At 37.2% G+C, this 25,850-nt stretch carries 22 protein-coding genes; all 22 read left to right on the top strand.

All coding sequences use genetic code 11. The features are described 5' to 3' along the window. Positions 1-119: 119 nt before the first annotated feature. The 22 genes from ACWF5P_RS10330 to ACWF5P_RS10435 all read left to right on the top strand — a co-directional run bounded on the left by ACWF5P_RS10330 (position 120) and on the right by ACWF5P_RS10435 (position 25,849). Entirely contained in the window at positions 120-950 is an 831-nt protein-coding gene (locus ACWF5P_RS10330; protein ID WP_260357294.1) for a GNAT family N-acetyltransferase, read from the top strand. 96 nt (positions 951-1,046) lie between these two features. Continuing rightward, complete coding sequence (gene menC, locus ACWF5P_RS10335) at positions 1,047-2,162, top strand: o-succinylbenzoate synthase (RefSeq protein WP_452444838.1); 1,116 nt, start codon at positions 1,047-1,049, stop codon at positions 2,160-2,162. A gap of 322 nt (positions 2,163-2,484) precedes the next feature. Further along, a complete protein-coding gene (locus tag ACWF5P_RS10340; protein ID WP_452444839.1) occupies positions 2,485-2,835 on the top strand; it encodes a YkvA family protein in 351 nt (116 codons plus the stop codon). Positions 2,836-3,056: 221 nt separating this feature from the next. Beyond that, positions 3,057-5,111 carry a BglG family transcription antiterminator gene (locus ACWF5P_RS10345; protein ID WP_434169295.1) on the top strand — a complete coding sequence of 685 codons (2,055 nt, stop codon included), beginning with the start codon at positions 3,057-3,059 and terminating at the stop codon, positions 5,109-5,111. Between the two features lie 22 nt (positions 5,112-5,133). Then, positions 5,134-5,598, top strand: a complete 465-nt coding sequence (locus tag ACWF5P_RS10350; RefSeq protein ID WP_157830959.1) for a PTS sugar transporter subunit IIA — start codon at positions 5,134-5,136, stop codon at positions 5,596-5,598. A gap of 25 nt (positions 5,599-5,623) precedes the next feature. Further along, positions 5,624-5,905 (top strand): PTS sugar transporter subunit IIB, encoded by a 282-nt coding sequence (locus ACWF5P_RS10355; RefSeq protein WP_072272825.1) that lies wholly within the window; start codon positions 5,624-5,626, stop codon positions 5,903-5,905. 56 nt (positions 5,906-5,961) lie between these two features. Continuing rightward, on the top strand, positions 5,962-6,243 hold the full coding sequence (locus tag ACWF5P_RS10360) for a PTS sugar transporter subunit IIB (RefSeq protein WP_101221691.1): 282 nt from the start codon (positions 5,962-5,964) through the stop codon (positions 6,241-6,243). Positions 6,244-6,248: 5 nt separating this feature from the next. Then, complete coding sequence (locus ACWF5P_RS10365; protein ID WP_101221692.1) at positions 6,249-7,622, top strand: PTS galactitol transporter subunit IIC; 1,374 nt, start codon at positions 6,249-6,251, stop codon at positions 7,620-7,622. Between the two features lie 110 nt (positions 7,623-7,732). Then, positions 7,733-8,761, top strand: a complete 1,029-nt coding sequence (locus tag ACWF5P_RS10370) for an alcohol dehydrogenase catalytic domain-containing protein (RefSeq protein ID WP_452444840.1) — start codon at positions 7,733-7,735, stop codon at positions 8,759-8,761. 20 nt (positions 8,762-8,781) lie between these two features. After that, complete coding sequence (locus tag ACWF5P_RS10375) at positions 8,782-9,615, top strand: class II aldolase (RefSeq protein ID WP_427672805.1); 834 nt, start codon at positions 8,782-8,784, stop codon at positions 9,613-9,615. Positions 9,616-9,639: 24 nt separating this feature from the next. Further along, positions 9,640-11,148: an FGGY-family carbohydrate kinase gene (locus ACWF5P_RS10380; protein ID WP_202190539.1), complete on the top strand. Its 1,509-nt coding sequence runs from the start codon at positions 9,640-9,642 to the stop codon at positions 11,146-11,148. Between the two features lie 87 nt (positions 11,149-11,235). After that, positions 11,236-12,279, top strand: a complete 1,044-nt coding sequence (locus ACWF5P_RS10385) for a galactitol-1-phosphate 5-dehydrogenase (protein WP_101221696.1) — start codon at positions 11,236-11,238, stop codon at positions 12,277-12,279. A gap of 486 nt (positions 12,280-12,765) precedes the next feature. Further along, positions 12,766-13,797, top strand: a complete 1,032-nt coding sequence (locus ACWF5P_RS10390; RefSeq protein ID WP_434169297.1) for a zinc-binding dehydrogenase — start codon at positions 12,766-12,768, stop codon at positions 13,795-13,797. Between the two features lie 223 nt (positions 13,798-14,020). After that, entirely contained in the window at positions 14,021-14,287 is a 267-nt protein-coding gene (locus ACWF5P_RS10395) for a phosphocarrier protein HPr (protein ID WP_434169298.1), read from the top strand. A 472-nt stretch (positions 14,288-14,759) separates the two neighbouring features. Next, entirely contained in the window at positions 14,760-15,947 is a 1,188-nt protein-coding gene (locus ACWF5P_RS10400; RefSeq protein WP_095390129.1) for a hypothetical protein, read from the top strand. A 17-nt stretch (positions 15,948-15,964) separates the two neighbouring features. Then, complete coding sequence (locus ACWF5P_RS10405; RefSeq protein ID WP_434169299.1) at positions 15,965-17,191, top strand: Zn-dependent hydrolase; 1,227 nt, start codon at positions 15,965-15,967, stop codon at positions 17,189-17,191. 2 nt (positions 17,192-17,193) lie between these two features. Then, the gene (locus ACWF5P_RS10410) at positions 17,194-18,369 is read left to right on the top strand and encodes a M20 family metallopeptidase (protein WP_434169300.1); all 1,176 of its coding nucleotides are present in this window, start codon (positions 17,194-17,196) and stop codon (positions 18,367-18,369) included. Between the two features lie 896 nt (positions 18,370-19,265). Beyond that, positions 19,266-20,039: an electron transfer flavoprotein subunit beta/FixA family protein gene (locus ACWF5P_RS10415; RefSeq protein ID WP_434169301.1), complete on the top strand. Its 774-nt coding sequence runs from the start codon at positions 19,266-19,268 to the stop codon at positions 20,037-20,039. Between the two features lie 14 nt (positions 20,040-20,053). Further along, positions 20,054-21,031, top strand: coding sequence for an FAD-binding protein (locus ACWF5P_RS10420; protein WP_434169302.1), 978 nt, complete (start codon positions 20,054-20,056; stop codon positions 21,029-21,031). 39 nt (positions 21,032-21,070) lie between these two features. Further along, on the top strand, positions 21,071-23,158 hold the full coding sequence (locus ACWF5P_RS10425) for a heterodisulfide reductase-related iron-sulfur binding cluster (protein WP_434169303.1): 2,088 nt from the start codon (positions 21,071-21,073) through the stop codon (positions 23,156-23,158). Between the two features lie 64 nt (positions 23,159-23,222). Beyond that, positions 23,223-24,308 (top strand): CoA transferase, encoded by a 1,086-nt coding sequence (locus ACWF5P_RS10430; protein ID WP_434169304.1) that lies wholly within the window; start codon positions 23,223-23,225, stop codon positions 24,306-24,308. A 128-nt stretch (positions 24,309-24,436) separates the two neighbouring features. After that, on the top strand, positions 24,437-25,849 hold the full coding sequence (locus tag ACWF5P_RS10435) for an OB-fold domain-containing protein (RefSeq protein ID WP_434169305.1): 1,413 nt from the start codon (positions 24,437-24,439) through the stop codon (positions 25,847-25,849). Position 25,850: the final 1 nt, after the last annotated feature.

Here is a 25,850-nt window from a genome sequence, read left to right on the forward strand (position 1 = left end):
ATAAAGTATTTAAAAGATAGCTCCAGCGCCTTGCAAGATAAGCCGTCAGCTGTGGAACTTACTTGTCCATCTTATGTTGGGCCGATCAAGGCGCTTGTGCTTTTCATAGGAGGTTTACCATGACGAATACACATGAAATTGCAATTCGTTCTCTTCATCGAATTGAAGAGCTAGAGGAAGTAAGAAAGCTAGAATCCGCCATTTGGGGAGAAACCGACTCAATCCCTTCACACCAAACCATAACTGCTGTGAAAAACGGAGGTTTGGTTATAGGAGCTTATTGCGAGGAGAAGCTGATTGGATTTCAATACAGCTTTCCGGGATTCAATGGGCAATCAGCCTATCTTTGTTCACATATTCTAGGAATTGATGAGCAATTTCGCAACAAAGGTATAGGGGAAAAGTTAAAGTCAGCACAACGTGACGAGGCGATAAAGCTCGGCTATTCCCTAATTACCTGGACATACGATCCATTAGAAAGTGTTAATGGGTATTTAAATATAGCCAAGCTTGGCGGGGTATGTTCCACCTATATACCAAACTGCTATGGTGAAATGGAAGATCTATTAAACAGCGGAATTCCTTCTGACCGCTTTCTTGTCGAATGGCATATTGGTAAAAAGGAGAAAACGGATTCTAACGGACAAGGATTACCGTTGGACTTTGTTATAGAAAACTCGCTTATCCAATGGGATGCCATTGATGAGGGAGTGCCTGTTCCTTCTTTCACTCTTCCGCTGCCTGAACAAGAATGTGATACAGCTTTTGTGGCCATTCCAAAGGACTTCCGAACAATAAGAGCCACAAATATTCAAGCGGCTAATGAATGGCGGATGAAAACGAGGGACATTTTTAGTGATTTATTTCAGCAAGGATGGCAGGTAACAGATTTTATGAAGAATTCCATGACGGAAATTCCCGTTCAGTTTTATGTGCTATCAAGGAAATAAGCAGGTTTATATTTAAATATGAATTAACAATATGCTGCTGTCAGCTATTAAAAAGACTGGGGCAAACAGTTTTATCCCCAAAAGGAGAATCTACTAGTGAAAATTAAACAAGTTATTTTAAGGCATCTGAAGCTTGACTTGCTTCACCCCTTTACAACTAGCTTTGGGACGGAATACAATCGGGATTTTATTCTTGTGGAAGCAAAAAGTGATGATGGCATTTCGGGTTGGGCTGAATCGGTTGCGATGCTCGACCCTTTGTATAATGAAGAGACTTTAAAAACGAACTGGCATATACTCGAAGATTATCTAATTCCAATTATCCTTAAAAATGAAATCAAGCATCCTGATGAAATTTCCGAAAAATATTTCACCCATATTCGCGGCAATTACATGGCAAAAGCCGCTTTAGAGGGTGCTGTTTGGGATCTGTATGCTAAAAAACAGGGTGCTTCTCTTTCAAATGCGTTAGGTGGAACAAAAAAGAAAATTGAAGTGGGGGTAAGCATCGGTATACAGGATTCGATTGATTCGACACTAGATATAATAGAAGCTCGACTCGGTGAAGGCTATAAACGCTTTAAACTAAAAATCAAACCCGGCTGGGATGTTGAATTAATAGACAAGGTCAGAAAAGTATATCCTGATATCCCGCTCATGGCAGATGCAAATTCAGCTTATACCTTACAAGATATAGACGGGTTATCCGCCTTGGATGATTTTAATTTAATGATGATTGAACAGCCGCTTGCCTATAATGATATCATTGACCATGCAGATTTACAGTCAAGGTTAAAAACACCTATTTGCCTGGATGAAAGCATTCACTCATTAGCGGATGCAAGGAAAGCTATTAAATTGGGCAGCTGTAAAATTATTAATATCAAAATTGGCCGTGTCGGAGGTTTGACTGAATCCAGGAAAATCCATGATTTATGTCTTGAACATGAAATTCCGCTTTGGTGTGGGGGTATGCTGGAATCAGGCATCGGAAGAGCACATAATATTGCAATCACTTCACTGCCTAACTTCACGCTTCCCGGCGATACCGCAGCTTCCTCCCTCTATTGGGCAGAAGATATTACTGACCCTGACGTAACAGTGGAAAACGGAATAATCAGTGTTCCAGAATTGCCCGGTATTGGCTTTGAACCAAGCATGGAAAAAATCAATAAGTATACTATACAAAGTCAAACCTATCATTTAATTTAGAATGTTGATAGAAAAGGCTAGTTACTTCCTGCAACATCTATTTTCCTTACATAAAGGCATGATTCCCGAAAAAGGGAGCATGCCTTTTTTTGAACACATAATGATTGGAATTACTTGCAATACATCTATAAAGGTAAAGACAGCGTTTCGATAAACAACTATCCTAGAGGAGTAATGCTGATCTTAAATAGATAATGGTTAATGAAATGGCTATCAATCGTAAGAATTCAAGAGCAAATCGTGATTAGTTTTTTGAGGGAGGTTAGTGTAAATCCTATTTGTTATAATGGAATTAAATTCTTAACTATAATTAGGAGATAAAATGTTTATGAAAATTAAGACTTGGACGGGAAATTTAAAAAGACAGATTTTTATCCTTTACTTTGCTTGTAAAGATGAACGGGTGCCTTGGTATGCAAAAGTTTTTACGGCTTGTGTTGTAGCTTATGCATTCAGTCCTATAGACCTAATACCTGATTTCATACCTATTCTTGGTTACTTAGACGATGTAATTCTTGTTCCATTAGGAATAATTATTGCATTAAAGATGATACCAAAGTCAGTATTAACCGAATGTGAAAGTAAGGCAGAAGAAATGATGAAAAACGATAAGCAGAAGTATTGGATAGTCGGTTCGATAATAGTCTTAATCATCTTTCAGGGATCTTACTAGCTTGCGTCAAATAACCAACTCATTCTGATTGTGATGTGAAAATTCTTCCGCAATACAAAACTAGTAATAGTTTTACTTGACGTAAAGTTTTTTAAAATAATTTAATATTAAAACAACATTTTTATGTGAATCAATGCACATACAAAAAGAGGGGATGAAATAGTGTATACCGACAATGATGCTAACGCTTACAATAAAGTCAAGGAGGAGGTGAGTATTAAGTGATTGATGAAAGAAGCATGAAATTATTACAAGAAATTTTAAATAATCAAAACACAACATTATCGGTTTTAGAGAGCAAACTTGGAATTAATCGGCGTCAGATTAATTATAGCTTTGAAAAGATCAATAATTGGTTAAGCAGTTTAGACCAAACAAAAATTGAAAGAACGAAAACTGGAAATTTCATTGTTTCTTCGTCATTAAAGCATATACTCCCAATTGATAATGATGATAATGATGTGGAGATATATATTTTTTCTGAGAATGAGCGTATTGCCGTTATACTTCTCATGCTACTTAGTAGAGACGAGGAATTGTCATTAATTCATTTGGTCTCAGCGCTTGGAGTTGGTAAGAATACTGTATTAAGGACAATAAAGGCAGCTCAATACGAGTTGGAAAAATATCAGCTTAAAATTATTTACTCACGCCAAAGCGGTTACAGAATTCAAGGTAAAGAGTTTGATAAACGACGATTACTAATTACGGTCATCCAGTCGATAGTCTCATTCTATAAAGGGGAAAAGGTTCTACTACAGTATTCCTCTTTTAAGGATAGAGAGGTGGAAACTCTTCGTAAAAAACTTGAGCAGATTGAAGTTCACTTAAGTATAAAATTTACGGACGAGAGGTTAGTGACACTACCTTATATTATTGCTGTTTGGATAAATAGAGTGAAACAAGGGAAAATCCTTGAGCCTAATTTTAATATTGATTTCTCTGATCTTAAAGAAACTAAAGAATATCATGCCGTAACAAAAGTTTTCTCTGAACTTGAGGTTATACCACCTAAGGAATTACTTTTTCTTACTTTGCAGCTTTTAACTATGAATATATCTTCATCTCAAGTTCTGAATGATAATAAGTTGTCAGACTTAAAGAGCTCACTATTTGAGATGGTTAAAATTATTGAAAATATTAGTGCTATTGATATTCCAAACAAACAGGAATTGATAGATAAGTTATTCCTTCATGTAAAGCCGGCCTATTATAGAATCAAATATAATTTAGGTTTGATGACGTCAATGTTTATTAAGTTCGATGAGAAATTAGAGGATCTACATGAGATTGTCAAGGTATCTGCTAGTCCTATCGAATCCTTAATGGGCTGTCCCATCCCTGAGAGTGAGAGTACCTTTTTAACCATGATTGTTGGTGGATGGTTGACTCAACATGGTGTTCAACTAAACCACAAGAAAATTGCAGCTGTTGTCTGTCCTAATGGTGTATCAGTATCAAAATTACTGCAAGTTAATTTAAAATCCCTATTTCCTGAGTTTATGTTCCTTGAGTCTATGTCCCACAGAGAGTTTTCTAATTATAAGGGAAAAATTGATGTCTTATTTACTACACAAAGATTACCTACTGATATTAAACAGTATATTGTTCCATCTTTAATAAATGAGAGAGAGCAAAACGAGATTAGGAAAACTATACTTCATGAAAAATATGGGCTTGTACCTAACAATGTAGATTTAAACGAACTTATACAAGTCATTAGTAAACATGCTGAGGTCAAAGATTCCAGTGGGTTATTGAAAGGTTTAAGTAGTTTTTTTAATAAAAATAGCTTTGTAAGTGCTACGAATGTTGAAACAAAATCAAAATTAACGCTTAAGGACCTGGTATATGATGAAACAATCAACATCCGAGATAAGGTGAAAGATTGGAAAGAAGCTTTATGGTTTGCTTCAGAACCTTTGTTAAAAAACAATTGTATTGGTCATAACTATGTGGAGGCAATGATCGAACAATATCAAAACGATAGTACATATATTATGTTAGCAAAAAATATTGCCATTCCCCATTCCAGACCAGAAAACGATGTTTATCAAGTAGGTATGAGCTTTTTAAAGTTGAATGAACCAGTGGAATTTGAAGGTGGGAATTTTGTAAAGCTTATTTGCGTTATTGCTGCAGTGGATAAGGAACAACATATTCGCCCTATATTACAGCTTAGAAGAATGGCAGAGAGCCAAAAAGATATACAAAAAATAAAAGATGCAGAAACAAAGAAAGAAATATTCTCGGTTATTGAGAAGTTTTCTAAATGAAAAAAGCGAAAGGAGCGAGAAAATGTCCAAAATTATTATCTCAGAAAAATCTATTTTCACTGATCTAGAAGTATCCAATAAAGAGGAGGCATTAAGGATACTGGCAGACTCACTTTTAGATCAAGGGTTTATCCATGATAGTTTCTATGAAAGCTTGATAAAAAGAGAAAAAAATTTTCCAACGGGCTTGGAAACCTATGACATGGGAATTGCCATTCCCCACACTGAACCCCAACATGTTAAGCAAGATTCTATTGCTGTAGCTGTTTTGGATAAACCAATATTATTTCAAGATATGGTGGATAAAAACAATAGTATTAATGTGAAAGTCATTTTTCTACTAGGTTTGTCGAAAAGTACAAAGCATTTAAATATTCTAAAACAAATTTTTGAGTTAATTAAAGAAGAAGGGTCTCTAGGTGAAATTTCGAGTATGTCTAAGACCCATCTTTATAGTTATCTAGAAGAGAAATTGACTGCAGAGTAAAATAATAAATCAGGAGGAATTCAAAATGAAAAAAAATGTTGTATTTGCGTGTTCGAGTGGGATTGCAACTTCAACGGTAGTAGCAGAGAAAGTAGTAGAACATTGTAAAGACCATGGGATTGAAGTCGTGTATCAACAGGCAATCATAGGGGAATTACCTTCACTAGATAACTCAGCTGATTTAATTGTAGTAACTTCACAAGTAGAAACAAAATTAAATACACCTCTTGTCAACGCATTACCTATTATTACAGGCGTTGGGGAAGAAGAATTGCTCGATAAAATTATTACATTGTTAAAAGGGTGAACTAAATCGGACAACAGATTTGCTGATCAATAAATAATAATTGGGGGATTTTCAAAATGAAAAAAAATATTGTATTTGCGTGTTCGAGTGGGATTGCAACTTCAACGGTAGTAGCAGAGAAAGTAGTAGAGCATTGTAAAGGCCATGGGATTGATGTCGTGTATCAACAGGCAATCATAGGGGAATTACCTTCACTAGATAACTCAGCTGATTTAATTGTAGTAACTTCACAAGTAGAAACAAAATTAAATACACCTCTTGTCAACGCATTACCTATTATTACAGGGGTTGGAGAAGAAGAGCTGCTTGATAAAATTATTAAACTGTTGAAGGGGTGAACTAAATGGGACAACAGATATTAGAAGCATTCCAGTACATTCTTAGTTTTGGACCTACGGTTATGTTGCCAATTGTTGTATTTATACTAGCGATCTGTTTTCGAGTTAAACCAGCGAAGGCTTTAAGATCCTCTGTAATTATAGGTATGGGTTTTGTTGGAATTTTCCTAATATTTAATCTACTGATTGAGAGCGTTGGACCTGCAGCTCAAGCTATGGTGGATAGAACAGGAATTGATTTACCAGTGGTCGACACTGGATGGCCGCCACTTGCTGCAATTGCTTTTGCATCACCAATCGCACCGTTTGTAATTCCTATGGTTGTTTTACTAAACATTGCCATGATAATGCTTCGTTGGACAAAAACTGTCGATATTGATTTATGGAACTACTGGCATTTTGCCTTTGCAGGGGCGCTAGTTTATAGTGCAACAGGTAACTTTTTCTTAGGATTGCTTGCTGCCGCCATAGCTACAGTCACAATTCTTAAAATGGCTGATTGGTCTGCTCCATATATACAGAAACGATTTAATTTGCCTGGTATTTCCCTTCCCACATTATCGGCAGTCATATTTTTTCCAGTTGGAGTATTAGGAAATAAAATTATTGGTTCCATACCTGGGGTAAGGAACTTAAAAGCTGATCCAGATTCAATTCAAAAACGCTTCGGAGTATTTGGTGAACCGATGATGATCGGTCTGATTTTGGGAATTATTATTGGAATTCTCGCAGGATACGATGCGGATGGAGTATTGAAATTAGGAATGAACTTGGGAGCAGTTATGCTTATTATGCCTCGTATGGTTCGTATCCTTATGGAGGGTTTAATCCCACTGTCTGATGCAATTCGTGCCTTGCTAAAAAAGAGATTCCCTGATCGGGATGATATTACCATCGGACTTGATATTGCAGTTGCGATTGGTAATCCGGCAGTTATTTCAACAGCCTTATTGATGACACCAATTACAATATTGCTAGCTGTTATTCTTCCAGGAAATAAGATTATTCCACTAGGTGATTTATCAACTTTAACTGTGCCAATGGCAATGATTGTTCTTGCTTGCGGAGGTAATATTATACGATCAATTATTATTGGTATACCAGTTATTATCGCAAACTTATACATCGCTTCTTATCTGGCTCCACTTGTTACGCAAGTAGCAAAAAGTATTAATTTCCAATTCCCAGAAGGGGCATCAGAATTGGTGAACAGCTTCTTAGACGGCGGTAATCCATTCCGCTATTGGATGGTCATGTTATCCCAAGGGAATATCTATGCTATTGGAGCCATTCCAGTTGTAGGTCTTGTTATTTGGTCGGCATATAAAATAACCAAAAAAGATTTTGATGAGAATGGTAAATTGAAGGATGTTTCTTAGACTATCTGAAGTTAGTTTATTAAAGATAAGGAGGTACTTGCTTGCTAACTAAAGGGACAATGCTTTTAGTAAGGTACCTCGCCTCTTATTCTTAAAAAGGAGATCTAATGATGAGAGCTATTGCATTTCACGATGTTAATGATTTTCGAATAGAAGAAGTTGAAGATCCAAAAATTGGTTTCGGAGAAGTACTCTTGAAGTTAAAAGCCTGTGGATTATGCGGGACGGATATTCACAAAGCAATTCATAAAACCGTTAATCCAGGGACTGTTCTTGGGCATGAATATGCAGGTGAGATTGTTAAGGTAGGGGAAGGTGTTACGAAATTTAAAATTGGAGACAGAGTTGTTGGTGCTATCCATGTTCCCTGTTTCACTTGTCATTATTGTCAACGACAGCATTATACACTTTGTCCTGAATTTAGAGAAACGAATATTGATCCTGGCGGCTTTGCAGAATATATCCGATTATCTGAAAAACATGTACGCCATTTACTTTTTGGAATTCCTGACAGTATGAGCTACCAGCACGCATCTTTAGCAGAACCAGTAGCTTGTTGTATTCATGGACAAAAAGCTGCAGAAATACGTCCTGGAGATAATGTTTTAATTATGGGGGCAGGACCGATCGGGGTGATTCATGGCCAACTCCTAAAACATAAGGATGTAAGTAATGTAATTATTTCTGACGTTTCTTCGTATAAGCTGTCAAAAGCTAAAGAGTTTGGTATCGATTACACAGTAAATATTAAAAATGATAGTCTCAAGGATGTTGTTGATAAGGTTACTGATAATCAAGGTGTAGATATTGTTATCATTGCTGCAGGTGTTTCCTCTCTGTTACCAGAAGCAGTACAACTGCTAAGACGCGGCGGACGAGTAATCTGTTTTTCTCCCTTTGAAAAGTATCCTGAAGTGACTATTGATGCAGGAAGATTCTTTAAGGACGAAATATCAATAGTCGGTACCTACAGTGTATCCCCATATGAATTTGAGGAAGCTATTTTAAACATATCAAATGGAACAATAGATGCAGAAAAATTGATTACACATGAAATGGCCATTGATCAAGTAGGCGAAGCGATTACATTTGCCGCAAGTCCTGATGAAGAAGTTATGAAAGTAGTTATTGTAGATTAAATTATAAGGAGAGATTTAGTATGCCATTAGTAAATATGAAATCGTTCTTACAATTATTAGAAGAGAAAAATCTTATTGCTCCAGCCTTTAATACTACCAATTTAGAAATGACACTGTCTATTATCAGGGGAGCAGAAGAGGCAGGGCTTCCAGTTATTGTCCAAATTGCTCCTACAAACGTTAAGCTGTCTGGATACGATTACATTGCCAATATTGTAAAATCTGCTGCGGAGAAAGTAGAAGTGCCTGTAACTTTACACTTAGATCATGGCATGACCTTTGAGGATGTAAAAAATGCCGTAGAAGCTGGTTTTAACTCTGTCATGATTGATGCTTCAAAATTACCGTATGAAGAAAATATTCAATTTACTAGAGAAGTTGTAGAGTATTGCCATGCTCGAGGAGTTTCGGTAGAAGCTGAATTAGGAGAATTAAGTGGCAAAGAAGATGATCACGAGAGTGATGATTCGGCACAAACAGATCCTAACCTTGCAAGAGAATTTGTAGAGCGTACAGGAATCGATCTTTTAGCTGTATCCGTAGGAAATATTCATGGTTTAGATGAACAACCAAAAATTAACCTGGAATTACTTCGTGAAATAGCAGATACTGTTGAGATTCCATTAGTCATTCATGGAGGCTCTGGAATTCCTGATGATATATTAAAGCAATTAAAAAATTACAATGTACGCAAAATAAATCTTGCGAGTGATCTTCGTAAACGATTTATTGCGTCTGTCGGTAAACGGTATGAACAAAACCCAAATGAATATAACCTTATTAGCGTATTGCTAGAAGCACAATCTGAGGTTAAAGAAGTAGTTATTAATAAATTTAGCACTTTAAATAGATAATGTTTCTAAAGGATGGGGTTGAAGATGTATGTAATTGGAATTGATATTGGAACAACTAACGTAAAACTTTGTCTATTTCAATTACCAAATTTCGAATTAGTGGAAGTGTATCGTTTTTCTACTCCTACTAAATGGAATGAAAAAGAATCAGAGTTTGAAATGGATAAAATTTGGGAGGGTGTGAAGGAAGGGCTTTACGTTCTCTCAAAAAAAATTAAAAACCCAAAAGAGATAAAAACTATTTCGATAGCCAGTGCAGCTCAAACTATCGTTTTATTAGACGAACATAATCAAATCTTAGAACCCACCATTACATGGTATGATCCTCGCTCTAAATCTGAAGCTGAACTAGTCAACAATATTGTTGGAAGGGAAGAAATATATAAGATTACTGGGATAGTCTCTCACAGTAATCATAGTCTTACCAAGCTACTTTGGATTAGAGATCATTTTCCTGATCAATATCTAAAATTTAAAAAATGGACATGCTTGTCAGGTTTTATTGCTTTTAAGCTATCTGGAATATACGCGACAGATGTGAGCCTTGCATCCAGAACGTTACTGCTAGATATGTCTACCCGAAAATGGTCAAAACATTTAATTGAAGACTTTGAACTGGAAGTTCAAACGTTTCCTACTATTGTTGAGTCTGGTACAGCTATTTCTTTTCTTAAAGATTCTCTGGCTATTGAGGTTGGATTAAGTCCCAATACAACTATTTCAATAGCTGGTCACGATCATATGGCAGGATCAATAATTACTAATTTGGATGTGGATAAGGAACTGCTAAACTCAACTGGAACAACAGAAGGATTACTTTTATTGAAAAAAGAATCATTTTTAAATAGTGACTTTCAGCAAAATGCTATTTCAAATGGTTTATATGTAAAAGACAATTTGTTCAGTCTCTATGGATCAATGCCAACAGCTGGTTATAGTATAAATTGGTTTACAAGAAATTTTTTATCCTCTCTTGATGAATTAACTCAAATGAGTGATGGATTATATAAAGAATACCAGAAAAACTCGAAGGAGTTTATAGAAAATTTGCTGGTTTTTATTCCACATTTAAGAGGAAGTGGTCCCCCTCATCGTGATTCTCATTCTAAAGGAATCTTATATGGAATACAGGACCAAACAGAAAAGAGAGATATTTTATACTCGATTTTTGCTGGCCTATGCTTCGAATTGAGAAATTTAAAAGACGCATATATAGATCTAACAGATCAAGATATCAAGAGTATTAAAGTTATTGGCCCGGCCACATTAAACCCATTATGGCTACAGTTAAAAGCAGATATTCTTAACTGCGAAGTACTTTCTTATAAAACAGAGGAAGCTGTTTCAAAAGGCGGCGCCATGTTAGCAGCATTAAAGCAAAACTTTATTGACCAGATACACGTTAATTCATTTGATAGGTATCTTCCATCACAAGAAAATTTTAAACTGTATGATGAGTACTTTAACAGGATGTATACTCCACTCTCAAAAATAAAAAGAGAATTTGATTTATATAAGTCGACGGAGATTTGATGCTTAACACATGAAAGCTTTAAGAAAAGCAGCTGATGCTGTAATTAAATTTTATGGGATGCAGTAAGTACGGAGGTGGTATTGGAAATGGAATCATTATGTTTCTATGGAATTCAGGATTTGAGATATGAAGAGTCTCCTCCGCCAACAATTGAACAGAACGATGAAGTTATTATTAGAGTAAGAAATGCAGGTATCTGTGGTTCAGATATTTCTCGTTATAAAAAATTGGGCCCTGTGACTCCCGGTAACATTTGGGGACACGAATATGCTGGTGAGGTAGTTGAATTTAGCGATAATGTAACGGATTTGCATGTGGGCGCTCGAGTGGCTGTATGTCCTGCGCTTTATTGTGGAAAGTGTGAGTATTGTCGTTCAGGCTACTTTGCAGCATGTCCTGAATTACTTGTAACAGGCGCAAAAGTCCCCGGCGGATTTGCTACATACGTGAAGGTTCCAAGAGAAAATGTTATCTGTATCCCAGATAGTGTTTCTTTTGAAGAAGCTGCCTTTGTCGAGCCATCTGCAGTTGCGCTTCATGGACTTTTTAAAACAAACATGCAGCCAGGATACTCTGTTGCTGTTATGGGATGTGGAACAATTGGATTACTTGTAATCCAATGGGCAAAAATTTTTGGTGCAGAAAGAGTATATGCTATTGATATTGAAAAAGAGAAATTAACCTTAGCTAAACAAGTTGGAGCCGATGTATTAATAAATCCGAAAGATAGAAATACATTTGAACAAATCATGACATTTACTAACGGGCATGGAGTTGATTTGGCAGTTGAATCTGCCGGATCTCCCATTACTTCTGCTCAAATATTCGCCTTACCAAAAAAAGGGGGAGAAGTAGTTTTTATGGGTATTCCGTATGCTGATGTGCCGATTGACCGTTTCTATTTTGAAAGAATAGTTCGTCGAGAGTTACATGTTTATGGGTCATGGAACGCCATATCCTCGCCTTTCCCCGGTAGGGAGTTTCATGCAACCATTCACTGTATGAATACAGGACAATTACAAGTAAAACCTCTTATATCTCATCGTGTTCCCCTTGAGATGGGACCAGAAATGTTTGAACGGATCATAAGTAATAAAGAGGTATTTACAAAGGTTATGTTCGAACTGTAAATTATTGAAATTGTTTACAAGAGTGTCTTATAAGGCGTAACATTGAAATTTTGTGTTTTTGAAAATTCTCACGCACAAAACGTGCTTTGTTCACCTAGCACGCACAATTGCCCATAAAGTAAGCGTTGACGACCGGGACGAGAAATATATTGCGACTTTAAAACGGTTTATTTATATCTCCAAAAAGAACTTAAACAACAATGGATGGAAAATGCTATTTTAAGCAAGCTCCATCCTCTCTGAGATCCCCTTCTAATAGACAGATAAAAAAGAACTTTATCTTCTAATCGAGAAGGGGATTTTCTATAGGTATATATCAAAAAACATAGAAAATTTACTTTTAAAAAAATGGAAGAATTAATCTTATAAAATTAATCTCTTATAGATAAAGACTCAAGGAACCCAGACAGTCTTCAAACAGGATTATTAGCCGTGAACAATCTTATGGCAAGGCGTAAATATTTGCAAGAGAGGAGTGAAGGTACAATGAAAGCAGTAGTGAAAGCAGAACCAGGTTATGACAATATGTCGCTAGTAGAAATTCCAGAACCAGAAGGAATAGGGGATTTAGTTAAAATTAAAGTTGCTTACACTGGAATTTGCGGTACGGACATTCATACATTTACCGGAGAATATAGAAATTCAAAAACTCCCGTTGTTTTGGGGCATGAATTTTCCGGAGTTGTTGTAGAAGTTGGAGACGCAGTAAAAAATATTAAGGTAGGGGACAGGGTTACAAGCGAAACCACATTCACAACATGCGGCTTGTGCGAATACTGCTTAGAAAAAGATTATAATTTATGCTTTTCCCGTAAAGGAATCGGAACTCAAGTAAATGGCAGTATGTCTGAATATGTAGTTTCTCGCGAAGAAAGTGTTCACGTTTTATCTGAGAATATAAGCCTTGAAGCAGCAGCCCTAACTGAGCCGTTAGCTTGTTGTGTACATGCGGCTTTAGAAAAAACAACTATTAATAAAGGCGACAAAGTTCTTATTTTTGGACCAGGACCAATTGGTCTACTCCAATGCCAAGTTGTGAAAGCACAAGGTGCGTTTGTCATTTTAGCAGGCATCACAAAGGATAAGCAGCGCTTAAAATTAGCTAAATCATTTGGTGTAGACGTAATTGTCGATGTTCAAGAAGAGAGTTTAGAAGAAGTTATCATGAAACATACCGATGGTTATGGAGTTGATATAGTGTTTGAATGCTCTGGTGCAGTGCCAGCGCTTAATCAAGGCTTGCCATTGGTAAGGAAAAAAGGAACATTTGTACAAGTGGGTATTTTTGCGAATAAAATGAACCAGCTGGATCAAGAATCGATTGTTCAGAGAGAATTAAAGTATCTTGGTACACGTTCCCAAAAACCTAGCTCATGGCACATAGCTTTACAACTTCTAGAAGAACAAAAGATTGATACAGACATAATGATTACAAAAATTGTTCCTTTAGAAGAATGGCGCGAAGGATTTGAGGCAGTAATGGCTGGAAGCCAAATTAAGGTTATTATTGCGTCATAATCTCATAATTTCTATGCTATGAACTGAATCATTTCGTACCCTTTTTGAATCCTAGTCTCTTTTCCGTTACTTAACAAAACATCCTTTCAAAGCATCTCGATTCATAGTTCAACTTATATAACATTCTAGGATATTAATTCGTGTACCACACATATAACCCTAACAAATAATAAAAATAGTTTAGCTTGATTTTAATTAATATTAGATAAAAGGAGATTTAAAAATGACAGAAAAAACATTTACCATAATTGAAAAAACGGGTATCCATGCCCGCCCAGCAACAACATTAGTTCAAAACGCTAGCAAATTTAACTCGGAAGTAAACCTTGAATACAATGGCAAAAAGGCCAATTTAAAGTCTATCATGGGGGTTATGTCACTTGGTATTGCCCATGGAGCTCAAATTAAAATCATAGCTGAAGGAACTGATGAAAAGGAAGCGATCCTGTCTCTTGAAGACACCATAATAAAAGAAAAACTGGGTGAATAAAAACACAATTGCCTATAAACTTTTAGACAGTTTTATTCTAAAAAAGTTGAACTAATTGATCTGGACCATCATTTTCGAGTATACACAAAGGAAAAACTTGCTAGAGGATGAATCCGAATGAAACAAGAACTGTTTTACAGTAAAAAGTAAACAGGATATTAATTACTAATTAATCTGAGCTGTCCTTAGACGGCTTTTTCTTTTTGAAATAATAGGTTTAGATTAGTTTGTGTTAGTTGTTTTAGTCACTATCGAGATAAAGAGGTATCCAAAGAAAAATTATTTTGATATACCCAACCATATAATTATTTGAGAATATTTGGTGTTTTAAATCAGAAATAAAACACTTACATTTCCTATTATCTGTGTACATTTACCTGAATATATTAAATTATCTTTAAATTTAGATTATTCAATGTTATTATTTTATAAGAATATTCAAACTATTAATTTGGAAGGTGAGGGAACTCATATGTCACAGATGTTGGCTTTGGTTATTGTTATTCTGATTTTATTTGTAGGGGACATAGTGGCGGTTCGAACAAAAGCCTGGGTACCTTCCGTTTTTATTTCGGCGATTCTATTTCTATGTGGTTATTGGACATTCTTTCCGCAAGACATCGTTTCAATAGCAGGTGTTCCACCGGTAGTGGCAACCATGATGATGTACCTATTGATCACGAATATGGGGACATTGCTTTCAATAAGGGAATTGGTGAATCAATGGAAGACGATTGTCATCTCCTTATCTGGCATTCTTGGAATTGTTGCACTATTATTCGGAATTGGCATCTTTATTTTTGATCTGCAAACTGTCCTTGTAGCGGTTCCACCTTTAGTGGGAGGTATGGTTTCTTCAATAATCATGTCAGAAGGAGCGGCAGATGCAGGACTTACGAGCTTGTCCGTTTTTGCCATTGTTATTTATGTAATGCAAGGCTTCGCTGGATATCCTTTAACTTCAATTGTCTTGAAGAAAGAAGGGAAGAAGCTTTTGGGGCAATACCGCAATGGAAAGTTAACGGTAAAAAAGGATGAAACTGCATCCGCTGCAGAAGGTATGACGGAACTTAAGCTGTTCAAGAAACTTCCTGAAAAATATAATACGGAATATTTCAAATTTTTAAGACTTGCAGTTGTTGCTTTACTTGCTTACCTAGTTTCGAGTGGATTAGAGCCGATTATATCTATAAATGCATTTGTTCTTTGCTTACTATTCGGGGTTATCGGAAAAAGTATCGGTTTCTTGGAAAGACAGACACTGCAAAAAGCAAATGGATTTGGATTTGCGATCATGGCTCTTATGCTTTTCGTCTTTGATGGATTGAAAAATGCAACACCAAGTATGATGATGGAGATTCTTTACCCACTTGTTGTTTGCATTATCTTAGCTGTGATAGGTATGTATATATTCTCATTCATAGCAGGGAAATTGTTAAAAGTCAGCAAAGAAATGGCCTTTGCTGTATCTTTAACAGCATTATACGGATTTCCAGCTGATTACATTATCACCAATGAAGTCGTAAATTCATTAACAAAAGATGAAAATGAAAAAGAAGCATTGCTAAGCCATATGCTGCCGCCGATGCTTGTTGGCGGATTTATATCGGTAACAATCGTGTCGGTTATTTTGGCAGGAATATTCGTACAATTCTTGTAAAATAGGAGGGATTCTAAGTGAGTCTTAGCGAACGTATAGAAAAGCAAATAAGTGATTTGGGCGAATTTACATCAACACCCGGAGAAGGGACTACCCGGCTTACGTATAGCAAGGAAGACTTGCTTACACGTAATTATATAAAAAATAAAATGATGGATTACGGCCTGAAAGTACAGGAAGATGGATTTGGAAATATTTTTGGAAAGCTTGAGGGTACTTTAAAAGATGCACCAAGCGTTCTGTTAGGTTCACATTTTGATTCCGTACCAAATGGCGGTGCGTATGACGGACCAGCAGGTGTAATTGTCGCACTTGAAGTGGCTGCCCTATTTTCAGAAAATCAATTAACACCTAAATATCCATTGGAAATCGTTGCCCTGATTGAAGAAGAAGGAGCTCGTTTTGGCGGAGGGCTAATGGGGTCGAGAGGAATAGTGGGAACGCTTAGTGAGGAAAGTTTTAAAAATTTAAAGGATAAAGATGGTATCACAACCATTGAAGCGATGTCAAAAGTTGGACTGGATTTCTCTCTTCCGAAAAGAAGAAATCCCAATAGCATTAAAGCATTTCTCGAATTGCATATAGAACAAGGACCAATCCTTGAAGAGAAGAATATCCCCATTGGTGTTGTAGAAGCTATTGTTGGTTTAACTCAATTTGAAGTAACCATTGAAGGAAAGGCAGGACATGCAGGCACAACCCCAATGGATCGCCGTACGGACGCATTGGTTGCTGCCGCTCAAATTATTTCTCAATTACCGAGCTTTGCAATTGAGGAAGGAGAAGGAACGGTTATAACGACAGGACGACTAGATGTTTTACCAAATGGAGCAAACGTCATACCGAATAAAGTGGTATTTTCGGTAGATATTCGATCAAGCAAGGAAGAACATATTAACAATGTCATCAGGCGGATGAAAGAATTAATCGAATCCTATCAGGTACAGGGGATCCATACAACGGCGGAACAGCTGTTGTATATGCCGCCAAAGATATTGAGTAATGAGATTAAGGATTTATTAAAAGATAAAAGTTCTGATTTGGAAATTCCATACTGTTCCATTGATAGTGGAGCAGGTCATGATGCGATGGTTTTTTCAGATGTGACTGATGTTGGCATGCTTTTTGTTCCAAGTAAAGCAGGACTAAGTCATTGTCCAGAGGAATGGTCTGATGCACGTCATTTGGCAAATGGAGTGCAAATATTTTACGAAGTGGCTAAATGTTTAACGGAGGTAGAATAAGAATGATTAATCAAACGATAAAAGAAGCGATTCAAAATTATAGTGATGAATTAACAGAAATACGCAGAAAACTTCATAGCGAACCTGAGTTATCATGGGAAGAAGAAAATACAACTGCCTTTGTTTGTGACTACCTTGAAAAATTAGGAATTACTTATCGAAAAGCGGAACCAACAGGTGTCATTGCAGAAATTAAAGGCGGTAAGGCAGGAAAGACGGTAGCATTAAGAGCAGATATGGACGCCCTTTCTGTTGAAGAATTAAATAAAGACTTGCCGTATGCTTCAAAAGAAGAAGGGAAAATGCATGCATGTGGTCATGATGCACACACATCAATGCTATTAATTGCAGCGAAGGCACTAAACGTAATAAAAGAAGAATTACCTGGGAATGTGAGATTAATATTTCAACCAGCTGAAGAAGTGGCAACAGGTGCAAGGGAAATGGTTAAACAAGGGGCTGTTGAGGGTGTTGATAATGTTTTTGGCATACATATTTGGTCGCAAATGCCAACAAACACGGTTGCTTGCACTCAAGGACCTTCATTCGCTTCAGCAGATATCTTTACAGTAACGTTTAAAGGAAGAGGGGGACATGGTGCAATGCCACAGGATTGTATCGATGCTACTATAGTTGCCTCTTCATTCGTCATGAACGTACAGTCTGTCGTATCAAGAACGGTCGACCCCCAAAATCCCGCTGTTTTGACAGTTGGAAAAATGGTCGTTGGCACACGATTTAATGTCATTGCAGAAAATGCCGTCATTGAAGGGACTGTCCGTTGCTTTGATCCTAAAACACGTGACCATATTGAAAAGCAGCTCCAGATTTATGCTGAAAATGTTGCGAACATTTACGGTGCGACCGCAAAGGTTGAGTACTACCGCGGAACACAAGCTGTCATCAATGATGAATACAGTGCAAAATTAGTGCAAAAAGTTGCCTCAAATGCGTTTGGCGATGACGCAATATATAATGAAAAGCCAACAATGGGTGGCGAAGACTTTAGCTTCTATTTAGATGAAGTACCTGGAAGCTTCGCTTTAGTTGGATCAGGAAATCCTGAAAAAGATACGGAATGGGCACACCATCACGGAAAGTTCAACATCGACGAAGAAGCGCTTGCTACCGGTGCAGAACTTTATGCCCAATATGCATGGGCATATTTGAACGTATAATTGTCTGAATAAAAGAGGGAATCCGGTATTACTAAAGGGTGTTTGAATGTCAGAAGGCCGCCAATTGGCGGCCTTCTGGCGTTAAGGGTTAAATTTCACTTATGCATCATATCAAGTGATCCGTCTAGAGGAAAAGAGAAGGATAATGTGTGATTGGAAATTCCTTAAGATCTTGTTCTGGACTCTCATTAATTTTAAAAAATTGTTATAGCTGTTAAGAAAAAGTATGTTTCCCATTGAACTTGAAATCCTGATTATGGTTATCAGCAGAATGAGCTTTTGTTAGAGAAAGAACAATATTAGGGAACAAATATAATAAATAAACAATGATATGATTGTATATCTGTATAAGTACGAAGCGGGCCCGGGAAAATGACTATAAGTCTAAATTCCTGGGTTATTTGCGATCCGGAACATTCGAAAGTTGATATTTCCATCAAAACCTCCTTTATTATTTCTCACAAGTATTGTTGTCTTGAGTTGGGCTTAGGAATAGATTCTATATCCAATCTCTATTTGCAAAGGAATCGATTGAGTGACTGAACACTAAATTGTCCATTGTAAAGTATTACTGTATCCAAATAGATACAGTTGTATTGTGTTTTTTCGATTGTATGTATGTAGAAACAATCAAGGGAAGCGCTTTAGCATGTGATTTCCTTAGTGGAATATAAATTGGCACAATAATTGCATTGTAAATTAGTAAGAGAAATACTTCTTTACATAAAAATAATGAAGGGGTGGGTGGGGATATTATACAAATATATGCTTTTTTAATCCTTATGGATTCTTGATAAATCATGAAGGATGAGGGGATAAGAATGCTTTAGGGGATTTTACTGTTTGATTTAAGAATCAATAAAACAATAAATTCTATAAAATGGGGAGAATTAACAATGAATATTTATGTCCTTTTAAAAAGAACGTTTGATACTGAGGAAAAAATAAACATAACAAATGGAGTAATTGATGAGGGAGGGGCAGAATTCATCATAAATCCGTATGATGAGTATGCAATCGAAGAGGCGATTCTATTAAAAGATAAACATGGTGGAACTGTTACAGTTGCCACAATTGGCAATGAAGAGGCTGAGAAACAATTGCGGACAGCACTTGCCATGGGGTGTGACCAAGCTGTTTTAATCAATACAGAAGATGACCTTGAAGAAAGTGATCCAGTTACAACCTCTAGCATTCTATCAAAATATTTTAATGAAAATGAATTTGACTTAATTTTAGGAGGAAATGTTTCAATTGATAAAAGTTCCGGTCAGGTCGGTCCGCGTCTGGCTGAATTGCTAGACATTCCATTTGTAACAACCATTACGAAAATTAATATTGATGGCAAAACAGTTGTCATCGAGCGTGATGTAGAAGGAGATAGTGAAGTAATTGAAACTGCGCTCCCATTACTTGTGACGGCACAACAAGGATTAAATGAACCACGTTATCCATCATTGCCTGGCATTATGAAGGCGAAGAAAAAGCCACTTGAAGAATTGGAACTAGATGACCTTGATCTTGAAGAAGCCGATGTAGCTCCTAAATCTAAAACGATTGAGGTTTATCTTCCACCGAAAAAGGAAGCAGGAAAAATTCTGGTAGGCGAGCTTGAAAATCAAATAAAAGAACTAATAAATCTACTTCATATAGAAGCTAAAGTAATTTAAGGGGAGGAATCATAATGACTAGAAAACTTTTAGTAATAGGTGAAATTCGTGATGGTATTCTTCGAAATGTATCATTTGAAGCGATTGCAGCAGCAAAAACAGTTTCTGAAGGCGGTGAAGTTGTCGGTGTGCTTCTAAATGCTAATGTCTCAGACCTTGCACATGAAATGATCGCATATGGTGCTGATCGAGTAGTTTTAGTTGAAAATGAAAAGTTGAAATCTTATACATCTGATGGCTTTGGACAGGCATTGCTTCAGGTCATTGAGGCTGAAAAGCCTGAAGGAATAATCATGGGGCATACGGCTTTTGGAAAAGATCTTTCACCAAAAATTGCCGCAAAAATCGATTCGGGATTAATTTCCGACACAATTGCTGTTGAAGTAATAGGTGATCAAGTCGTATTTACTCGCCCGATTTACTCCGGAAAAGCATTTGAGAAGAACGTCATTACCGATGGAATTACATTTGCAACCATTCGCCCAAACAATATTGCTGCACTCGAAAAAGACGAGACGCGCTCTGGTGAAGTAAGCTCGTTTGAAGCTGAAATAAAAGACCTTCGTACTGTTATTAAAGAGATCGTACGAAAATCCTCTGAAGGAGTGGATTTATCAGAAGCAAAAGTGATTGTTGCCGGGGGTCGAGGTGTTAAGAGCGAAGATGGATTCAAGCCTTTACAGGAACTTGCAAACGTATTGGGTGGTGCCGTAGGAGCATCACGTGGTGCTTGCGATGCTGATTATTGTGATTATTCACTGCAAATCGGTCAAACTGGAAAGGTTGTGACACCTGATTTATACATTGCTTGCGGAATTTCTGGAGCCATTCAACATTTGGCAGGAATGTCAAATTCAAAAGTCATTGTTGCCATTAACAAAGACCCAGAGGCTAACATTTTCCAAGTTGCAGACTATGGTATTGTGGGAGATATATTTGAGGTAGTTCCTCTTTTAACAGAAGAATTTAAAAAAGTTCTGGTTTCTGTTTAATATAGAATACTGAATTATTCACAATGGAGGAGGAACAAGATGCTATCACTGTTAAATTTACTAGCTTTTTTAGCACTGTCAGGATATGCAGTTTTCTTGTTTGTCCAGCTTTTATACACCCGCTATTTGTTTGTGAAACTGGGCAAAAAAGTTGAATTTGAACCAAGTTTTAAAGAGCGCATCAATGCTGTGTTAGTGAATGGATTCGGACAGCGAAAGTTGTTTAAAGACAAGAAAAGCGGGATGATGCACTTAATATTATTTTACACCTTCTTTATCATTCAAGTAGGACTTATTGAACTCATCATAAAAGGGTTTATTAAAGGGTATGAATTTCCTTTTGGTGATGGGCATAAATATTTTAGTCTTCTGCAGGAGTGGGCGACATTCCTTATGCTGTTGGCGGTCGTATATGGATTCTTCCGTCGCTATGGGGAAAAGTTAAATCGATTACAATGGAAGCGTGATGGCAAAGCTGCCTTTGTCTATATAGCTTTATGTACTTTAACTTTATCAATCCTGGTTACATTAGGATTCGAAGCGATTATGTTAGATCATAAACCTAATCTGACCTACGCCCCATTTTCTGGTGCTATTACGTTATTGTTTTCCGGTATTGGATCAACGGTAGGGACTGTGTTGTTCTATATATTTTGGTGGGTGCATATGATAACCGTCTTTTCTTTCATGGTATTTGTGCCACAGTCTAAACAAGCACACGAGCTATTCGCTATGTTCAATATCTTTTTTAAGAAAGTTGGTCCTATTGGGAAATTAAAGAAAATTGATTTTGAGGAAGAAGAAGTAGAGGAATATGGCGTCGGGAAAATACAAGATTTTAGCCAGCAGCAGCTGATTGATTTATATGCATGTGCAGAATGTGGACGATGTACAAATATGTGCCCGGCTTCGGTAACGGGGAAGATGCTTTCTCCGATGGATTTGATTGTTAAGCTGAGAGACCATTTAACGAATACAGGGGCTGCGGTTACGTCCAAATCGCCATGGGTGCCAGGATTTGCGTTTGCTGGCAAACAAGGGAATCAACTTGCAATGATGTCGAGATCTAGTGGTGCCAAAGAAGTTGCGGCAACTCTTGATTATTCTCCAAGTCTTATTGGCGATGTGATCACAGAAGAGGAAATTTGGGCATGTACAACTTGCCGTAATTGTGAAGATCAGTGTCCGGTTATGAATGAGCATGTGGACAAAATCATTGATCTTCGTCGTTACCTCGTATTAACAGAAGGTAAGATGGATGCAGATGCACAGCGTGCGATGCAAAATATTGAACGCCAAGGAAATCCATGGGGGCTTAACCGTAAAGAGAGAGAAAATTGGCGTGAGATACGAGAAGATGTCTCTATTCCTACTGTAAAGGAATTAAAGAAACAAGGAGAGGAATTTGACTATTTATTTTGGGTGGGTTCTATGGGTTCCTATGATAATCGAAGTCAAAAAATTGCCTTATCTTTTGCAAAACTTTTAAATGAAGCAGGCGTAAAGTTTGCCATTTTAGGAAGCAAAGAAAAGAACTCGGGGGATACAGCAAGGCGTCTAGGAAATGAATTTCTATTCCAAGAACTTGCAACGAAGAACATTGAAGAATTTGAAAAAAATGACGTGAAGAAAATTGTAACTATTGATCCTCATGCTTATAATACTTTCAAAAATGAGTATCCAGACTTTGGCTTTGAAGCGGAAGTGTACCATCATACTGAACTCCTTGCAGAGCTTATTAAAGAAGGTAGACTAGTGCCGAAAAACGAAGTGAATGAGACCATTACATTCCATGATTCATGCTATTTAGGAAGGTACAATGAGGTATATGATCCACCAAGGGAAATCTTAAAATCGATTCCAGGTGTAAAGCTTATTGAAATGGAACGCAGCCGTGATACGGCGATGTGCTGTGGTGCTGGTGGTGGGCGTATGTGGATGGAAGAAGATACGGGGACCCGCGTCAACGTGGCAAGAACTGAACAGGCCATTGCAACTAAGTCCTCTACCATCTCAAGTGGATGTCCATACTGTTTAACCATGCTTAGTGACGGAACGAAAGCAATGGAAGTGGAAGGTGACATTGAGACCATGGACATCGCCGAAATTTTAGAATTAGCGATCTAATTAAGAATTTTACAGTGAAGCTTATTAATGATAATGGATAGGGTTAAGAAAGGAGAAATTATTAATGCTTGAAGGAATGCGTGTCATTGACTTTTCCCAATATCTCCCTGCACCCCATACAACATTACGTTTAGCCGATTTAGGAGCCGAGGTTATAAAAGTAGAATCACCAATGGGGGATCCCTCGCGTGTATCATATAGAAAAGAAATGATGGGATTTGTTTTTCAAGCCCAGAACCGTAATAAAAAAAGTATAGTACTTAATTTAAAGAAACCAACAGATAAGCAGACTGCTTTAGAATTAATTGCCTCTGCTGACATAGTGATTGAAAGTTACCGACCTGGTGTAGCAAATCGTCTAGGCATAGGTTATGAAGAAGCCGCTAAAGAAAAACAAGACATCATTTATTGTTCGCTTTCAGGTTATGGGCAAACAGAAGCTATGCGCCATTTAGGAGGGCATGACCTCAACTATATGTCAATTAGCGGTTTACTTTCTCAATTAAAAGATGAGAAGGGGCGACCTATTCATCCTAGCGCACAAATTGCTGATTTTATCGGTGGAATAACAGCAAGTGAAGCGATATTAGGAGCGGTGGTGAAGAGAGAAAGAACTGGAGAAGGGACATTCCTTGATGTCTCAATTACGGATTCACTATTGCCATTAATGTCTAACCATATTCTAATTGAGGGTATCACAGGGGAGCAGTATGGTATAGCAAAGTTACAAAGTAAGCACGTTTGCTATTTTATTTATGAAACCAAAGATAGCCGGTTTGTGAGTTTAGGAGCATTAGAGCCGAAGTTTTGGAGGAATTTCTGCAATGCATTAAAAAGGGAAAATTGGATTTCAGAACATTTTTCGCCTGCTCAGAATGAAAATCCAGTTTTCTTAGAAATGAAAGAGTTATTTGCTAGCCGAACAATGGCAGATTGGACTCAGTTTTCGTTGGAAATTGACTGCTGTCTAGCTCCCGTACTTGAAACAGGTGAATTGTTTAATCATCCATTAATTAAGAATAGAGGTTACATTATTGAAAAAGAAGGTATCCGCTACACAGCAACAAGGTATGATGATAATATCCAAAGTTGTATCGAACCCCCACCAGAACTTGGACAACATTCGAATGTATTCAAGCAACTAAAATGAAAAACTATTTTTAGGAAATAGTACCTAATTTGGAAAATATTTTCTATCTAATTATATAAATATGAATCTAGTTTCATCAAAAATGACTTGTTACATCATAATGATTGAAATTGAGAGGAGGAAAAAGTATGAAAGGAATTATTTCTTACGGAGCTTATATTCCATATAATCGGCTCCAAAGAAAAAAAATCGGAGAGTTTTTTGGCAAACCTACGTTTGGTGGTGAAAAAGCTGTTGTTGGGTATGATGAAGACAGTGTTTCTATGGGAGTTGAAGCAGCACTTGATTGCTTACAAGGAGTTAATACCCAAAATGTTGATGCTATTTATTTTGCTACAACAAGCGCTCCATACAAAGAAAAAGGATCGGTTCCAACGATAGCCACTGCATTAAATTTAAATGAAAGTGTACGGGGAATCGAAGTAACCTCTTCACTAAGAAGCGGAACCTCCGCTATTTTAGCTGCTAACGAAAAGGAACAAACACTTATCATTACCTCAGATTGTCGGACGGGTGCGCCAACTGGACAAAATGAACAATGGTTTGGTGATGGGGCGGCTTCTATCTTAGTCGGCAGCGGAGCGGATGTCATTGCAAATATCATTGATGGAGGAAGTGTCCAGGGTGAAATCCTCAGTCATTGGCGTAGCCAATCTGACCTATTCACCCAAAACTGGGATGAACGATTTGGATCCTTTGTATTTATAAAACAAGTAAAGAATGCAATTGCTCCTTTTCTGGAAAAAAATGATTGTACTGCTGACTCGATTACTAAGGTTATTATTTCGGGACTTGGAACACGTTCCCATTTAGAAGCTGCCCGTTTACTAGGATTCCAAAGTAATCAAGTGCAAAATCCTTTGTTTGATATGGTTGGTTCAACAGGAACTGCTCATGCACCCATGATGCTCGTCTCTGCGTTGGAAGATGCCAAACCTGGAGATAGATTGCTAGTCGCTGCGTTTGCAGAAGGGATAGATTTCATGTTGTTTGAAGTAACAGAGGCAATTTCCGAACTTGGTAAACGCAAAGGAGTTCAGGGCTATTTGAATGTAAAAAACGATCAAATTTCTTACAGTGACTATCTGAAATGGAGAAATTTAATAAAAACTGAAGCGCCAAGAAGACCAGAAACAGATCGACCATCAGCTCCTGCATTATATAGAAACTATCATCAAAACCTTGGATTTACTGGTTCAAAATGCCGTAATTGTGGCACACCCCAATTTCCAAAACAACGTGTATGTGTACAGTGTCAAGCCAAAGATGAGATGGATGATTATCGCTTTGTTGGTCAATCTGCCAAAGTGACTACCTTTACACTAGATTATCTAGCAGCATCTCCTGCGCCTCCAATGATTGTAGCTGTTGTTGACTTTGAAGAAGGAGGACGAATTATATGTGAGGTAACCGATTGTAATATGAAGGAAATTGAAATTGGCATGAATGTAGAAATGACATTCAGACGCCTGTATGAAGCAGGGGGCATCAGTAATTATTTCTGGAAAGCGCGGCCTATTAGGGACAAGGAGAGTGACTGAT

This window comes from Peribacillus sp. NPDC055009 (genome assembly GCF_053608705.1).

Bases quoted from the DNA above. Each gene is read 5' to 3' on its own strand.
- ACWF5P_RS10330 (WP_260357294.1), top strand. From the start codon at position 120: ATGACGAATACACATGAAATTGCAATTCGTTCTCTTCATCGAATTGAA.
- ACWF5P_RS10340 (WP_452444839.1), top strand. From the start codon at position 2,485: ATGTTTATGAAAATTAAGACTTGGACGGGAAATTTAAAAAGACAGATT.
- ACWF5P_RS10350 (WP_157830959.1), top strand. From the start codon at position 5,134: ATGTCCAAAATTATTATCTCAGAAAAATCTATTTTCACTGATCTAGAA.
- ACWF5P_RS10355 (WP_072272825.1), top strand. From the start codon at position 5,624: ATGAAAAAAAATGTTGTATTTGCGTGTTCGAGTGGGATTGCAACTTCA.
- ACWF5P_RS10360 (WP_101221691.1), top strand. From the start codon at position 5,962: ATGAAAAAAAATATTGTATTTGCGTGTTCGAGTGGGATTGCAACTTCA.
- ACWF5P_RS10365 (WP_101221692.1), top strand. From the start codon at position 6,249: ATGGGACAACAGATATTAGAAGCATTCCAGTACATTCTTAGTTTTGGA.
- ACWF5P_RS10370 (WP_452444840.1), top strand. From the start codon at position 7,733: ATGAGAGCTATTGCATTTCACGATGTTAATGATTTTCGAATAGAAGAA.
- ACWF5P_RS10375 (WP_427672805.1), top strand. From the start codon at position 8,782: ATGCCATTAGTAAATATGAAATCGTTCTTACAATTATTAGAAGAGAAA.
- ACWF5P_RS10380 (WP_202190539.1), top strand. From the start codon at position 9,640: ATGTATGTAATTGGAATTGATATTGGAACAACTAACGTAAAACTTTGT.
- ACWF5P_RS10385 (WP_101221696.1), top strand. From the start codon at position 11,236: ATGGAATCATTATGTTTCTATGGAATTCAGGATTTGAGATATGAAGAG.
- ACWF5P_RS10390 (WP_434169297.1), top strand. From the start codon at position 12,766: ATGAAAGCAGTAGTGAAAGCAGAACCAGGTTATGACAATATGTCGCTA.
- ACWF5P_RS10395 (WP_434169298.1), top strand. From the start codon at position 14,021: ATGACAGAAAAAACATTTACCATAATTGAAAAAACGGGTATCCATGCC.
- ACWF5P_RS10400 (WP_095390129.1), top strand. From the start codon at position 14,760: ATGTCACAGATGTTGGCTTTGGTTATTGTTATTCTGATTTTATTTGTA.
- ACWF5P_RS10410 (WP_434169300.1), top strand. From the start codon at position 17,194: ATGATTAATCAAACGATAAAAGAAGCGATTCAAAATTATAGTGATGAA.
- ACWF5P_RS10415 (WP_434169301.1), top strand. From the start codon at position 19,266: ATGAATATTTATGTCCTTTTAAAAAGAACGTTTGATACTGAGGAAAAA.
- ACWF5P_RS10420 (WP_434169302.1), top strand. From the start codon at position 20,054: ATGACTAGAAAACTTTTAGTAATAGGTGAAATTCGTGATGGTATTCTT.
- ACWF5P_RS10425 (WP_434169303.1), top strand. From the start codon at position 21,071: ATGCTATCACTGTTAAATTTACTAGCTTTTTTAGCACTGTCAGGATAT.
- ACWF5P_RS10430 (WP_434169304.1), top strand. From the start codon at position 23,223: ATGCTTGAAGGAATGCGTGTCATTGACTTTTCCCAATATCTCCCTGCA.
- ACWF5P_RS10435 (WP_434169305.1), top strand. From the start codon at position 24,437: ATGAAAGGAATTATTTCTTACGGAGCTTATATTCCATATAATCGGCTC.